11 protein-coding genes are annotated in these 13,882 nt (G+C 46.2%); 6 read left to right on the top strand and 5 right to left on the bottom strand.

From position 1 onward, the window contains the following. Window positions 1-201: 201 nt before the first annotated feature. A complete protein-coding gene (locus OM95_RS06505; protein ID WP_041871658.1) occupies window positions 202-783 on the bottom strand; it encodes an NAD(P)H-dependent oxidoreductase in 582 nt (193 codons plus the stop codon). A 74-nt stretch (window positions 784-857) separates the two neighbouring features. On the opposite strand from OM95_RS06505, the gene OM95_RS06500 reads away from it, so the two are divergent. Both OM95_RS06500 and OM95_RS06495 read left to right on the top strand, forming a co-directional pair. Further along, window positions 858-1,553, top strand: coding sequence for a PilZ domain-containing protein (locus OM95_RS06500; protein WP_041871655.1), 696 nt, complete (start codon window positions 858-860; stop codon window positions 1,551-1,553). Window positions 1,554-1,613: 60 nt separating this feature from the next. After that, a complete protein-coding gene (locus OM95_RS06495; RefSeq protein WP_041871654.1) occupies window positions 1,614-2,921 on the top strand; it encodes a hypothetical protein in 1,308 nt (435 codons plus the stop codon). Here OM95_RS06495 and OM95_RS06490 read toward each other — a convergent pair. Further along, window positions 2,918-4,441 (bottom strand): hypothetical protein, encoded by a 1,524-nt coding sequence (locus tag OM95_RS06490; protein WP_291515713.1) that lies wholly within the window; start codon window positions 4,439-4,441, stop codon window positions 2,918-2,920. The genes OM95_RS06495 and OM95_RS06490 overlap by 4 nt on opposite strands. Before the next feature lie 88 nt (window positions 4,442-4,529). Here OM95_RS06490 and OM95_RS06485 point away from each other — a divergent pair, with 88 nt between their 5' ends. Further along, window positions 4,530-7,586, top strand: coding sequence for an outer membrane lipoprotein-sorting protein (locus OM95_RS06485; protein WP_291515711.1), 3,057 nt, complete (start codon window positions 4,530-4,532; stop codon window positions 7,584-7,586). On the opposite strand, the gene OM95_RS06480 is transcribed toward OM95_RS06485, so the two are convergent. After that, complete coding sequence (locus OM95_RS06480) at window positions 7,583-8,086, bottom strand: TetR family transcriptional regulator (RefSeq protein WP_041871651.1); 504 nt, start codon at window positions 8,084-8,086, stop codon at window positions 7,583-7,585. The two genes, OM95_RS06485 and OM95_RS06480, sit on opposite strands and share 4 nt — an antisense overlap. A gap of 141 nt (window positions 8,087-8,227) precedes the next feature. On the opposite strand from OM95_RS06480, the gene OM95_RS06475 reads away from it, so the two are divergent. From OM95_RS06475 to OM95_RS06465, 3 genes are read left to right on the top strand one after another with little or no spacing between them, the layout of a single operon-like run. Next, entirely contained in the window at window positions 8,228-9,742 is a 1,515-nt protein-coding gene (locus OM95_RS06475; RefSeq protein WP_041871649.1) for a GH3 auxin-responsive promoter family protein, read from the top strand. Continuing rightward, entirely contained in the window at window positions 9,739-10,317 is a 579-nt protein-coding gene (locus tag OM95_RS06470) for a LysE family transporter (RefSeq protein ID WP_041871647.1), read from the top strand. Before OM95_RS06475 ends, OM95_RS06470 begins: the two co-directional genes overlap by 4 nt. Then, entirely contained in the window at window positions 10,314-12,296 is a 1,983-nt protein-coding gene (locus OM95_RS06465) for a C45 family autoproteolytic acyltransferase/hydolase (protein WP_041871644.1), read from the top strand. Before OM95_RS06470 ends, OM95_RS06465 begins: the two co-directional genes overlap by 4 nt. A 43-nt stretch (window positions 12,297-12,339) precedes the next feature. Here OM95_RS06465 and OM95_RS06460 read toward each other — a convergent pair whose 3' ends face one another. Both OM95_RS06460 and OM95_RS06455 read right to left on the bottom strand, forming a co-directional pair. Next, window positions 12,340-13,044: a transporter substrate-binding domain-containing protein gene (locus OM95_RS06460; RefSeq protein WP_041871641.1), complete on the bottom strand. Its 705-nt coding sequence runs from the start codon at window positions 13,042-13,044 to the stop codon at window positions 12,340-12,342. A 79-nt stretch (window positions 13,045-13,123) separates the two neighbouring features. Continuing rightward, window positions 13,124-13,876 carry an MnmC family methyltransferase gene (locus OM95_RS06455; RefSeq protein ID WP_041871640.1) on the bottom strand — a complete coding sequence of 251 codons (753 nt, stop codon included), beginning with the start codon at window positions 13,874-13,876 and terminating at the stop codon, window positions 13,124-13,126. Between the last annotated feature and the right edge of the window lie 6 nt (window positions 13,877-13,882).

The raw sequence follows: 13,882 nt of genomic DNA, 5'->3' as shown, positions 1-13,882 counted from the left end.
TGTATTGTCACTGAGGCGAAAAATGACGCGCAAAGACTAATTACAGCAAGTTTAGTTGCTTTCAAAACAGGCTCTTTGAGATCATAAAGTCTATGGCACCTAGTTCGATATTTCGTTCTAAATGGTTACTTGCAGCCCTCTTGATCCTTGGCTTGATCTATTTTGAAGGCCGCATTCACAGCAAACTGATCGAGAACGAAGCTACTTCAGCTTCTTTTGCTCGATAAGAGCATTGGCGTCGATTTTAAAAGCTCCCAGCGCTTCGGTGAACTTTTTAAATCCTTTTGCCTGTTTCTCAAGCAATTGTTTAATCAACTCGTCTTGCACTTGCCCTTCTGCATTTAAGATTTTACCCACATTCATAATGAAAACGCGCTCGGGATAAACATAGGCGTTGCGATATCCAAAGACCTGCTGAAGGTGCTCGACAGGACGAAGTGCTCCAAACATCCCACCCAAACCGACAAAGCACACCGGGCGAAATTCAAAAGAGTCCGGAAACTTCATGTGATCGATGAAGTATTTGAGGATACCCGGCATAGAACCATTGTATTCGGGGCAGACCACAATCAAGCCTTCACTCGACAAAACTTTATCGAGATACGGCTTCATCGCATCGGTTGTTTTTCCGTAGTGAATGTCGTCATGCAGATGTTTCTTCAGCTCTTTCAAATCGATAATTTCAACCTGTTCACCCAAAGTTTGATAGACAGATTGAATGTGTTTAGAAATTTTAAGCGTATTGGAGTCAGGTCGATCGGTGCCTGAGATAATGTACTTCATGAATTAAATCTCCTAGACAAAGTGATATACCTTTCGTTGTAATAAAGCACAAGAGACAACTGAGGAGAACATCGGTGGCGAACTCGAAGATTTGGTTTATTCTTTCGGAAGGCCAAGTAAACGGTCCTTTTGATCATGAAGAAATAGAAACTCGCTTAGCATCCGCGAAAGAACCTCAAATCTGGGGCCGCGGCCAAAGCGAATGGATGAATCCGATGCGCTGGCGACAAACCTTAAAAGAATCTTTTCAGACTCTTCCGGCGACGCCTCACGCGGCAGAACCTCAGGGTTTTTGGAAGGTGCGAATCGAGGGGAAAGAAAAATCCCCTATGAAGTATTCTGAATTGATCTCTTACCTGAAAACCCTGAGTGATTTTTCTGCGGTGGATATTTGTGCCGATAGCACGGGCCTTTGGCGAGAAGTCTATGCTGTCCCACGCGTGGTGGAAGATCTGGGCATCAGTCGACGCTCCCACCCCCGCGTTCCGATCGTGGGGACATTGACTTGCCAAGGCAGCAAAGGCGAATTCACATGCCGTGTAATCTCGATCAGCGAAGGCGGTTTAGGTATTAATGACGCCCGTAATCTGCAAATTGGCGAACGCTTTACCGGCACTCTGACCAGCCCTAATCTTTACATCACGGTCAACTGTGCTTGCGAAGTCGTCTATGTCGGGAATGATGGCTATGCAGGTTTGCGTTTTGTCGGCCTTCCTGATGAGTTCAAGAGCTCCATTATCGAATACGTAAATAAATTTGCCACAGCGTAAGATTCGCACAACTCACGGCCCCTTGTGAAAACAGGAAAGCTATGGTTATCATCAACTTCGATGAAGATATTGGGTGTTGTTCTTATTCTATTGCTGACTCTTCCGACGCAGGCCAAACGCAAAACGGAGTGGAGTCTGCACATCGATACAAAACTGGATGCGGTCTATTTCGCACAAGAATATGGTTCAGAAACCAATCAGGACTTATATAAACTTGAACTGGACCCTATCTATGACTGGCGCTATCTGGACAATGTGCGCTTTTTTGTAAAGCCGACCTTCATCGCCAATCCCAATAACAAATCCGAAACGGAAAAATATTTCTTCGATCCTGGCGAAGCCTTTCTGCGCTATCAAACCGAAACATCTTCTCTGCAAGCCGGTTATAATCTTTTTACCTGGGGCGTGACGGACGGTTACAACCCTTTGGATGTGGTGAACTCGAAGCAATATTTCGATCCTTTACACAGCCGCAAAATGGGCACCCCTTCGGTGGTGTGGTCGCAAAACTTTGACAACTGGGATTACGAGCTGGTTTATATTCCGACTCGTCAGGGCGCCGTCCTACCTGGTGAACAAAGTCGCTGGTTGCCGCGCGAGATCTTCGTTCCGCAAACTCCAGAAAACGACCTACTGCTTCTGCTCCCTGAAAGACTCAACTACAGCTATGGCAGCAAGGACGAGTTGGACGACGCTCTGAAGAACAACTACGCCTTTCGCATTCAGCGGCGGGGAAACACCTTCGACTTCGGACTCAGCTACTTTGAAGGCGTGGCCGCTTTCCCATTGATACAACCCGTGGTTACCGGCACCATCGTTTCAGTTTCACCCAAAACCGTGGTCCGCGTGGACCCGGATGTCACGCTGAACGTCACAAACTATCGTATCCGCCAAGGGGGAGTGACGATGGTTGCGAATTCTTGGGACACGTTGTTTAAACTCGCCAGCAGCTATACCAGCAGCATCACGGAAAGTCCTTATTTGCAAAAGTGGACTTTTGAAAACGTCATGGGTCTGGAAAAAACTTTCACTTTCGGCGAAAGTGGTCTTTTGATTGCTGTCTTACAGAAGTCCTTTATCACGACGGAAAAGGAAAACGATTCAAACCTATCAACCACGGAAATTTTTCGCGATGCCTGGATGATCGGCGGCCGTCTTTCCTGGAAAGAGGTTTGGAACTTCTCGCTCTTGGGTCTGTATGATGGGCTTCACGGCAGCAACTACGAAGAACTGACACTGACTCGACGCTTTTGGGACGCGTGGAACTTGAGCCTCACCGCCAGCCTGATTCAAGGATCCAGCGAAACACCGCTAGGAGTCTATGAGAAGAATGACTCCTACACCCTCACACTGTCCCGCTCTTTTTAAGGCGCCAACTGCAATATCAAATCCTGATTTGCCGGAGCCAACACCTTCTTCACTTTTAAACTGACCCCTTCCATAAGCGGAAGCTGAGGGATCTCAAAAGACAAGGTTTTACCCCAGATACCGGCAAGGACTTTATCCCGAATCGTTCCATACAATATGCGTCGGTTCGGTGAGTACTTAGCGACATAGGAAGCATCATAATAAGGCGTCAAACCCAGGGTCGGATTAATGAAAGTGGCAGAGGCCTTGCCGTTTGCAATCTGCAAATTGATTTTTGAATTTAAGGGAACAGACCAGTTCACAAAAGGCACATAAGCGCCCGAGCGAGGGGCCCGCATGCGTGAATACATGTTGGCTTTGACCTGATACTGCAGGCCCGCGCCCTGAATCTCCATGTCTTTGTTTGAATAGACTTCAAAGAGAAACTTTGTTGATTTTGCATAGTCGCGCAAGGCCGGCCAGACAAAAAACTGCAGAAATCGCGAATTCATCAGACTGCTAAAACCCGGCAGCTTATCAGAAGTGATTTGATGAAGCCAGGCATTGGCCGAATACGCTTTTGCCAGAACTTGTTTGACGAAATCCTTAGGTAAAAGAATCTGCGCCTCAGCGCCTCCCCCCACCATCGACCCGGGTGATAAAGTCAGATTTGTAACTTCCTCGTCAGGGGATTTTAAAAACTCAATCTGCAGATGACCTTGCACCAGGGCGCCCGCTTCGCCTTGGTCCGTATATTGATCCACCTTCATTAAGACACGAATATCAGGACGAGACACAATCAACTGACGTGGACTGGAAAAATCCAACTTTAGATCTTGCAGGTAGCTTTCCACATATTTCTTAATGAGGTCTTTTTTAGGTTGAATGAAACTCTCTGAATCGTTGGCCATTTTATCGATCTCAGTTTTCAATAAATCGGCAAATCCTTCGACACCTTCACAGTGGATACCCTCTGAATTCCAACTTCCCGGCGCCCAGGCCACTCGGACTTCCTGAACGACGGCCGACGCAGTGTTCGCCCCCACCGAGGGCCGCAGCGCCAGGGACATCGAGCCTTGCCCTGGCTTCATTATCAGAGACACATTTTTACAAGAGGCTTGAACGCGAAAACGACCGACGATTCCACCGACCACTCTTTCGACAATATGGTCAACACTCACTTCACCAATCACGAGTTGCGCTTTCAGATCTTTAGACATTAACAGTAAAGACGTTTGCTGAGGCTGCAGCGCTGGTTTCTCCAGATGAGTCAGAACTTTCAAAGAAATGTTTTTTATTTTTACAGGAACATCTTGAGCGGCAATTTCCTGATCAGGAAATTGCCAATTCCCTTGAAACTCTTGATTCACGAGGGTTTCCCATTTTTTCGCAATCAAATTTTCTTGAAACTGTCTAGGAAGTGCTAATTGAAATTCTGAGTTAATTTGCGAAACTGAAAGAGCTTCAAAGGAGAAGAACAATGTAAACAGTGATGCAACTAGGCCCTTTGTCGTTATCAAGCTTGATTTAGATTTTCTCATCGTGTTTCCCATCTTCATGTTTGTAGAATACGGCTTATCCCCAATTTTCTAAAGCACTTGTTAAAAAAGAATCGAAAGAAGACAACTGATGAAGAAACCGAAATTGGAAAAAACAAACTTCCCTGATTCCGTCAAAAGAATCTCCATTTCAACTTTGCTTTTAGTTTTTGTGATTACCTTATTAAGCCTCTTTGCTCTTCCTAAATTGCAAACGCAGTACAGCTTAAAGCAGTTTCTTCCTCAGGATAATCCACTCTTGAAGAGAGACGAACATACAAGACAGCTTTTTCAACTTCCAGATTCACAACCGTTCATCATTACAGCAAAGATTTCCCATCCTAGCGAGACCTGGTTTGAAAAAGATAAAATTCAAAGCCTAGAAAGACTCACAGAACTCTTGGCGCACTTTCCAGGAGTTAAAAACACTCTCAGTCTGGCCACGGTTCAAGGCGCACTCAGTAGCGACCATGGTCTAAGTGTGGGGCCGTTGTTAAAAAATCTTCCCACCGAACAATGGCAAAAAGAGACCACCAACAATCCCCTCATCTCACCGACTTTGATATCGAAAGATGGCAGAACTGCTTCAGTCATTGTGAATGTCAAAGCTCTCAACACGACTGAGATTCTGCATCTGCGCCAGAATCTTGAGGTCACTGCCAACGCTGCGGTGCCGTTTTCAAAAGTGGAGATCGGCGGAACTCCGGCGGTACAGACGGACGTGGGTGTTCTTCTTCAGACAGAAATTCGCAACTTTGTGGTCTTGGGTTTTTTGGCCTGTTTCATTGTCTTGGGTTTAATTTTCTCTAATTGGTCACCTTTGATTATTTCGTTTATCGTCATCCTCTGCGCAAATATCATCGTTCTAGCGATCATGGCGTTGGCTGGCTACCCGTTTTCAATTCTATCCAGCACGATCCCCATCCTGACAACGGTCGATGTGGTATCGCTGTGTATCCACACGCTCTTAAGATACACAGAAGAACGTAAAAATCAGCCGCACGCGACCCATAATGAACTGGTCACTTACACCTTCAAAACCTTGTTAGGACCAAACTTCATTGCCTCAATGACCACCATGATCGGCTTCCTAGCTTTACTGACTGTGAAAGTCCCTCTGATCCGGGACTACGGAATCACGGCCGCCATTTCTATCACGACAGGCTGGGTTGTGACGACCTTGCTTCTTTTCCCGATGCTGCACTTTCTGCCGGGTCCCCGAGCTCGCCAGTGGGCCTGGAGTCGTGCGCGCTGGGGACTCTATTTGTTCCGACGTTCTGGAGTGTGGGCCTTCCTGATCATTCTTGTCTCGTCGGCCCTGGCCATCAAAGGACAAAGTCTGTCCTGGTCGGCTCGTCTTTTTGACGACCTTCCCGCCAATCACCAAGTACGTCTTTCCACAGAGACCATTGATAAAGAATTGGGTGGGATGATTCCTATCGACATTGAACTTAAGGGCTCGCCAGAGACGTGGAACGACCCCACCTTATTAGCCCGCCTGGATCAGCATCTTTCCGACATTCGCGCCCTGCCAGGAGTGGGTAGTGTCGTGGGATTGCCCGATCTGGTGGCGGCGGCAAACCTGCATCATTCGCGTCTGCCCGCCAGTCGCTCTTCGACAGCAGAAGTTTTTTTCCTGTACTCGCTATCTAGCAACAGTCCACTGAAAAATTTCTTAAATACGGACTCGTCAAACACTCGCATTTCGGTTCGCACCCAAGATCTTCCCGGTAATGAATTACATTCACTGGTCTTGAAGATCAAAAATCTAACTGAAAAAAAGTTTCCCGAACTTAGCACTGAGATCACAGGCATGGGTTCAACAATTCATCATTTGAATAATGAACTATCGCATGAGCTGATTTTCGGCTTTTGGCAATCCATGGCCGCAATCTGTCTGCTTTTGATTTTCGTCTTCCGCTCTGTGCGTTGGGCCTTGGTCGCGTGTATTCCTAACCTGGTGCCGCCGGCAGCCTTGTTGGGCTTCCTGGCTCTATCCCAAACCCCGATCAAACCCAGTGTGGCAATCATCTTTTCCATCGCCTTGGGTTTGGCATTTAACAACACCGTCTATCTTTTGGAAAGACTGCGCGCGATTCAAAAGAAATATCCGCGTTCACGTGAATTGGAAATCGAAAAGACCCTTTGGCGGGAAGGCAATCCCTGTTTGATTTCTAGCATGACTTTACTGGCTGGCTTTTCAGTATTTATGGCTTCGTATTTTGCCATGAATCGGATCTTTGGATTTTACATGCTTTTATCCATGCTGGCAGGACTGGTGGGTGATTTGATTCTTCTGCCAACTTTGTTGAAAAGTTGCCCGTGGCTTTTGAATTCAGTACCGTGGAAAAAGGAGAAAATAATGGCGACTGCATCTGCGATCTTTATGGCTCTTTTCATCTCGTTCTCACCAACACCGACATTTGCGCAATCCCCCAGCGGCGCACCGACGGTCCAACAGATCGGCGAGCAGATGAGTCAACGCCTTCGCGCCAAGGATGAGGAACTGCAGATTTCAATGAAAATCATCGAAGCCGACGGCTCCAGCAAAGAACGCGAGATGCGCATCTGGCGCTTAAGCCCCAGCAAAAAAGAACACTATCTGATGGTGCGCATGCAAAAGCCTCAGGATCTTAAAGGCACAGCTTTGTTAGCCACTTTAAAAAATGAACAGGAAGACAAATGGATCTATCTACCCTCTTCCAAACAGACCCGTCGCCTGACGGGGGAAAGCGGACAAGGTGGTATTCTGGGCTCAGAACTCAGCACCGAAGACTTTGATTTCAATCGCGAACAAGGTGCGCAGAATGTCCTTAAGAAAACCGTCGAAGTGAAGGGAAAGAAATACTATCTTATCGAAAGTGATGTGAATTCGACCTCACCGAACTATTCTAAAATTATCAGCTTCATCCAAGCTGATGAATTTTTACCCATGAAATCAGAATGCTATGACAAGCAAGGAAAGCTGCTCAAAGTTCTTGATGTTGTGGGATATAAAAAAGTGTCACCGACAAAGTGGCGCGCATCAAAAATTAAAATCCGCAACGTCCAAAACAACCGCGGCACTGAAATAGCGATTTCAGGTGTAAAATTAGATCAGGGACTTAAGACATCCCGCTTTACACCGAAGGCTCTTGCGGACAATTAGCGGCGAATATAGTCTTCGAAAAGATCAGCCACTTTTTCTGAAGGGAGCTGGAAAGTGATCGCCCCCAGCTCTTTCAGATACACTTCAAGAACTTGGGTTTCACTCAAATGCGGAAACTCTTTCTGCAAAGCCTGCAGCAACATTGCTTCGGCGTCGTGGATCATTTTTCCAATTTCGCTATCTTTATTTTTGTTCAGATAATAGAGCACAAAAAGAAAGGGCATTTTCTTAACGTCCTCAAGAATCTGCTTCAGACGATCGCGAATTCCCATAGTCCGTGTCCGTTCAAAATTCCAAAAATTCGCGATCACAAACTTATAGGCCTCTTCCAAGGCCGTCTTTTTCTCTTTACCGAAGTAGTAATATATCAGAGAGCGGGTGACTCCCGATTCCCGGGAGATATCTGAAAGTGTCCAGGCCAGATGACCCTTCGCCACTTCCATTTTGAGGATTGCATTGCAGACGGCGAAATAGATGTCTTCTTTGGACTGTGTTGCCATAATGCAATTTTGACAAAAACCCTTAAAATCTGTCAACCGAAGTCGGCGAATTCGACAGTTTTACCGCAAACCTGTCAAGGGAACTCCGCGACATAAGACCTAAACCGAAATAGATTCCTCCCATCAAGAAGGAGACTTTTTATGTTTGCGGTCGATTCAGTCGTGCGAGGCTTAGGGCAAAAATACTTAAAGACCTATTCTCAATACATGAGCGTCAGCCGTGAAGATCTTTTAAATAAACAAGAAAGAAACTTCACGAACATGAAGCGCTCGCTGAGCGGCACGCGTATCTATAAAGACCTTCGCTTGGCGCACATTAAAAACTACGAGGAATTCGTCACGCACGTCCCCGTCTACAATTACGATGACTACGCCCCTTATGTCGATATGATCGCGGCGGGACACAAAAACATTCTCTTTAAAGATAAAGTGGAATACTGCGGCCTTTCTTCTGGAACTTCAGGAAAAGACAGCAAGCGAGTTCCCTACAACGAGCGTATGATCCGCATGTTCTTAAAATCCCAAAAAAGGATCGCCAGCAAGATGAGTACGCTGGAACCGGATATCAATTTTCTAAAAGTGGGTCGTCTGACTTTCGGTTCCGATCCCTATCTTTACACTCAGAACAATATTAAATTCGGATATATCTCGGGCATCTTAAGCACCCGCGTTCCCAAGGCCCTCGCAAAGACCACCTTTCCCTCAAAAGAGGTTCTGGCGATTTCCAATTGGGACCGCAAAATCGACATGCTGATCGAAGAATCCCTGCACCAGGACATCCAGGTTGTCAGTGGAATTCCTACCTATCTCATCAGTATCTTTGAGGCCATACTGCAAAAGACCGGAAAAAAAACCATCAATGAAATTTGGCCGCGACTGAAGGTTTTTATCTATGCGGCGACACCTATTAAACAGTACACCGAAAGACTTAATAGACTTGTTGGCCATGAACTGAACTACTACGGCGTCTACGCAGCCACAGAAGCCGCCATCGGCCTTCCCTATGAGAAATATCAAAACGGCAGACAGAAATATTTTCTTAACCCCGATCTCCTTTACTCTTTCACTCCGGTCGAAGGCGAAAAGAGATCTCTGGGACTTCACGAAATCCAGATGGGTGTTCCCTATTTTATCAACGTCGGCACTCCCAATGGCCTTATCCACTATTGTATGAAAGACGTCATCAGCTTCCAGCAAAACGGCGAGGATCTTGTTTTTGAATTCGTCGGAAGAAAAAGCACAGGAATGAACCTTGCGGCGGAAAAAGTGTCTGATGACGAAATTCTGGACTGCTATCTTTCCACCAAAAACATTCGCAACGTTGATTTACGCCACTTCTTTCTTTCACCGGTCTTAAACAACGGCAAGACCTCTTATCATTGGACCTTATTTGTGCCGGCCCATGCGGCTATCAATGCGGACGAGGTCGCGGCCACTCTTGATGCGGAAATGAAACGCCTGAACGGAGACTACAAAGATTGCCGCGAAGTGGGCGTTCTGGGGCCAGCCCAAGTCTCTGTGATGAGCGCGGACTACCTGCAAAAATACTTCGAGAGCAATCGCAGTCGTGGTCAGTTCAAATTAAAGACGACTTTTGAAACAGCTGAAGAATATTTGCACTTCATGCGTTTGAATATTTCCGGAGAAATCCAATGATTCTTTGGCTGATCTCGATCGGTTTTATCTCGGCATTCGCCTTGGGGCCCGCGAGTTTTAATATCATTCGCAGCCTGGTCGCTGAACGCTCTTGGCCTTGGAAGTCCATTGCCGGCTTTCTGGTCGGAGATGTGATTTACATCGGTTTAGCTTTGGCTTTATTGCAAAGTCCCTGGCTGCAACAAGAATGGCTGCGGATCCTTTTAACAATTTTAACAGTCATTTGCCTTATTCTTTATTCCGCCAAGATTCTTCTATCTGCCAAAGCTTCGACGTCTTTAGAAGGCGCGATTCGTCCGCCCTCTTTTAGAAAAAGTTTCTTGCTGACGATGGGCAATTTTCATCTGGTATTTATTTATGCGGGTCTCTTTTCCAATATGGCAGCTGCAACCACCTCGGCATTATTGATCGGAGCTCTGTCTTACACATTGGCATTTTTGGTCAGCTTCGTTCTTCTTCTATTTGTTATCAGTCATTTTAAAAGCCATTTAAAACAAATTTTACGCCATCTGGAAGTCATCGCCGCCTGCGGTTTTTTAACTTTCTCGGCGTATTTATCTATGGGGATCCTATGAAGAAAATCTTAACCCTTCTGATATTTTTAACACCCGCTCTTACCTGGGCGGACTGCACGCTGATCCGGGAACTCCAGGGCCAGAAACATTTTGTCTGTGGCGCGGAAGGCGCAAAAAATAAAGTCCACGTTTTAGATCTTAAAGGTGGCTTTGCCGAGACGGCGTATTATCACGGCCTCTTTTTACGGCCTGAAATTGAAAAAGGAGTTTTAAAAGGCGTTCAGACTCAAGTCGCACGCGCCTTTGCGGGCCTTTCCGCACAAGAACTTGATCAGATTCTTCTGGTTAAAAAATGTGTTTTAGATAACTACCGATCCAGTGTTTCAGAAGAGTTCAAATCTGGAATCAAAAACCTGTATCGCGGTTTAAAAGATGCCGGCAGCCAAGTGGGCTGGAAAGAATTTGAAGAAACCAATTATATGGTGGAGTTTTCTATTTTTGCCGACTCTATGCAAAGACAATTGGAACAGAATCCACGCAAAGGAAGTATGAAAGTTTTTGCATCATGCGCTCCTTACTTCGTGGGCAGTGCTCTCTTAAAACCTTTTAAGAAGATTGCGCAGGGACTTCGTTCAATAAAAATGGGGTGCACAGGGATCAGTGCGTCTGCGACAAGCTCCAAGGATGGAGCCCTCGTTCATGGACGAAATTTTGATACCGGCCTTCTGGGATTCTATGAACCGCAGCAGGTGATTATCATCAACCGACAAAAGAATGGAATCACCTCAGTGGGATTGGCGTCAGCCGGCCTTCACTATGCCGGCGGCATCAGTGGAATTAACAATTACGGACTGGCGGTCAGTTTGCACGAATTGCAAACAGAAGGAACACAAATCCGTTATGAAAATGGCAGTTCCGATATAGCTCCTTATCTTTTGCACACCATTTTGATGAATGCGAAAACCTTGAATGAGGCCATTCATCTTATTCAAACTCGTAAAGGCTTTGGCGCCTGGACCTTCTTTATTTCTGACTCAAAAACAGATGAGGCGGCGTCGATCGAACTCAGCGGTAATACCGTGGCCGTGGCGCGCAGATCAAAACAGACGTTTTTAGGTCAAAGTAATCATTTCGTGGCACCGAGTACAAGTGCCGAAGGTTACGAATACAGCCTTAACAAAACCCTGGAAACGCGCGCTCGTTTGACTCACGTGCACCGCACCTTGAAGGAAGATTTTGGTCAGATCGATGCGCAATGGGTTATCAATCGCTTAAGCGGACACACCGATGAATTGGTGGGCCCCCGCAGTTTTGGTCGCACCACGACGAAAGTTTACACCGCTGCCACGCACGTCATGGTCCCGGCAAGACTAGAATGGTGGATGAGCGTCGCGGAAACTTACCCCACCAACCGGTCTCCTTTTATTGGCTTTAGACTGACAACGAACCCCGATTCTCCGGTCGAAGTTTTAGGCGTGAAACGCGCCTGGGAAGATCCGACAAAGACGGCTTGGTATGATTCGATGAAATATTATGTTCAGGCTTATCTCACTAACGAAGCCGATCATAGCAGTCGAAACGGTTTTGATAAAACATTGGCTTTATTGCAAAAGGCCTCAGACACAGCCTTAACAGATGGTGTTTACGAGTTTCCTTATCACTTCATGTGGGCGCGAATTAAAATTCATCGCGCGGCCAAAGCCATCATGGAAGGTCAGCGCGAGGAAGCCTATTTGGATTTGACTCAGGCTTTAGAAACACTCCAGGAGATTTCTTTAAAAACGGGGGACACTCTGCATCCCTATGAACAGTTTCAAGTGCAGCTTTGGCAGTACCGCGCCGAAACTTTAAAACCGCAAACCAAAACCAATCCTAGCTTGCGGCAAAATGCACGCCTGGTCGCGCAGGGAATTCTGAAAGATTTATTGCAGAAGTATCCCCGCCAGAGTGAGCTTTACGATTTACAATGGAGTCTTAAGGAAGAAGCCCAATTGTACATTGTTCTTGATTCAGATATTCGTTTAGGAACTGTCGAATAGTTCCGAGGGCTTCACCAGGACCCGGTGGGGCCCTTTCCTTTCTTTAAGGACTGGCTTTAAAAATTCTTTCCAGACTTCCATCTTTTTTCATCGCGTCGATGGCTCGGGTAAAAATCTGGGCCAGTTCTTTACCTTCTTCGTCGTCATGAAAAGCGTAAAAGACCTCTTGTTCGGAAAGAGGTGCGTCCTTATCGAACTCAATATCCTTTTCTCCACTTAATTGCAGAGCCTTCAAACCCGAGCGTGCTTCCACCACAAACGCATCAATCTGTCCTTGCGCCAGCTTACGCATATTGAGAATGTCATCGGCAGCGTATTCGAATTTGATTTTTTTATTCTGCACAAGTTCTTTTGCATAGACATAGCGGAAGGTCAGACCCACCTTTTTTCCCTCTAAATCCTTAATGCTATTTACAGCACGGCCTTTCTTAAAGAAAATATGATCGACTTTAAAATAAAAGGCGCTGGATCTTACATATTTCTTGGGCACGAAGGCTTCCATCCCAGGAAAAAAAACCTGCACCTTATGACTGCTGAAGGCAACCAGGGCCTTGCCGGTGGGATACACACTGATATGGATTTGTTTTTTACTGCGTTTGGCGATCTCTTTTGTGAGATTGACGAAAAGCCCTCGCTCTGAACTTTCCACCAGCAGGGGGATGGGTAAGGTCGCAAACTCGATCGTTTTCGCCCAAACGCCTTCAGAGACCAAAAATATAAGAACCAATACGCACCAGAAAAAACGCATAACTTAGTAGAGATTTAATGCGTGTTTTTTTCAAGAGCAAAATAAACAATTTTTAAATGATCTCGTTTTTCCCCAATGTTCAGCTCTTTATTCCGAGCGTGGAATTTCTTTTCCCTTGAAATCCTTCACGGACAATCACCTGGAAGCCCTGATTTTTGAGGGCTCTTTTCAGCGCGCCCTTGCACGCATAGGTGGAAAGAATACAGGACTTCGCCGCCCCTTGCTCTAAAAAGGCGTTTAAAAAACCCTCTTCCCAAAGATAAGGCGAAGTTTTCGAGCTGAACGCATCATAAAGAATGCAGTGATACTTCGCAACCAAGCGCACTTCTTTGGACAGAGAACCGAAGATATCTTCTTCTTTTGCGAAGTGCTGCCTTAAAAACAACTTCACTGCTTCGGGAGTCAAAGTGGTGCCCTTAAGAACACTGGCGAGCATCTGTTCATAGGTCGCCGTCACCTCGGCGTGGAGAACTTCATTTTTATCGTGCAACCACTTAAAGAAGAACTTCCGCAGTTCAGGCACACTTTCGTAACTCGTGATCAAGCCAATATCGGAAGGCGCTTTATTCTGCAAAAGGGCCTCGCGCGCAATCACTGTTTCGATATACCCCAAGCCCAAGCCGACAATCAAAAAGTGAGGCTTTTCTACGTTGTGCAGAACTTCCTTAATGGGCTCTCCGTAAATCAGCAGTGTTTCCGTGCAGGCTCCGCCAGAATGATGCATGGACTCGCCGCGATCTTTGGAAGGATCCAGCGAGGCCAAAAGACGCAGACTCGGACTAAGATCTCCGGTGATTTCTATTTCAAATCCTATATCACTCCATGCTTTCATTGACTT

The sequence above is a fragment of the Bdellovibrio sp. ArHS genome (assembly GCF_000786105.1).
Taxonomy (GTDB): Bacteria; Bdellovibrionota; Bdellovibrionia; order Bdellovibrionales; family Bdellovibrionaceae; genus Bdellovibrio.
Note: the sequence above shows the minus strand (reverse complement) of the source record. Positions and strands in the feature narration are given on the sequence as shown.

Coding starts and splice junctions, on each gene's coding strand:
- OM95_RS06495 (WP_041871654.1), top strand. CDS start 1,614: ATGAAGATATTGGGTGTTGTTCTTATTCTATTGCTGACTCTTCCGACG.
- OM95_RS06490 (WP_291515713.1), bottom strand. CDS start 4,441: ATGAGAAAATCTAAATCAAGCTTGATAACGACAAAGGGCCTAGTTGCA.
- OM95_RS06485 (WP_291515711.1), top strand. CDS start 4,530: ATGAAGAAACCGAAATTGGAAAAAACAAACTTCCCTGATTCCGTCAAA.
- OM95_RS06505 (WP_041871658.1), bottom strand. CDS start 783: ATGAAGTACATTATCTCAGGCACCGATCGACCTGACTCCAATACGCTT.
- OM95_RS06475 (WP_041871649.1), top strand. CDS start 8,228: ATGTTTGCGGTCGATTCAGTCGTGCGAGGCTTAGGGCAAAAATACTTA.
- OM95_RS06465 (WP_041871644.1), top strand. CDS start 10,314: ATGAAGAAAATCTTAACCCTTCTGATATTTTTAACACCCGCTCTTACC.
- OM95_RS06455 (WP_041871640.1), bottom strand. CDS start 13,876: ATGAAAGCATGGAGTGATATAGGATTTGAAATAGAAATCACCGGAGAT.
- OM95_RS06470 (WP_041871647.1), top strand. CDS start 9,739: ATGATTCTTTGGCTGATCTCGATCGGTTTTATCTCGGCATTCGCCTTG.
- OM95_RS06460 (WP_041871641.1), bottom strand. CDS start 13,044: ATGCGTTTTTTCTGGTGCGTATTGGTTCTTATATTTTTGGTCTCTGAA.
- OM95_RS06480 (WP_041871651.1), bottom strand. CDS start 8,086: ATGGCAACACAGTCCAAAGAAGACATCTATTTCGCCGTCTGCAATGCA.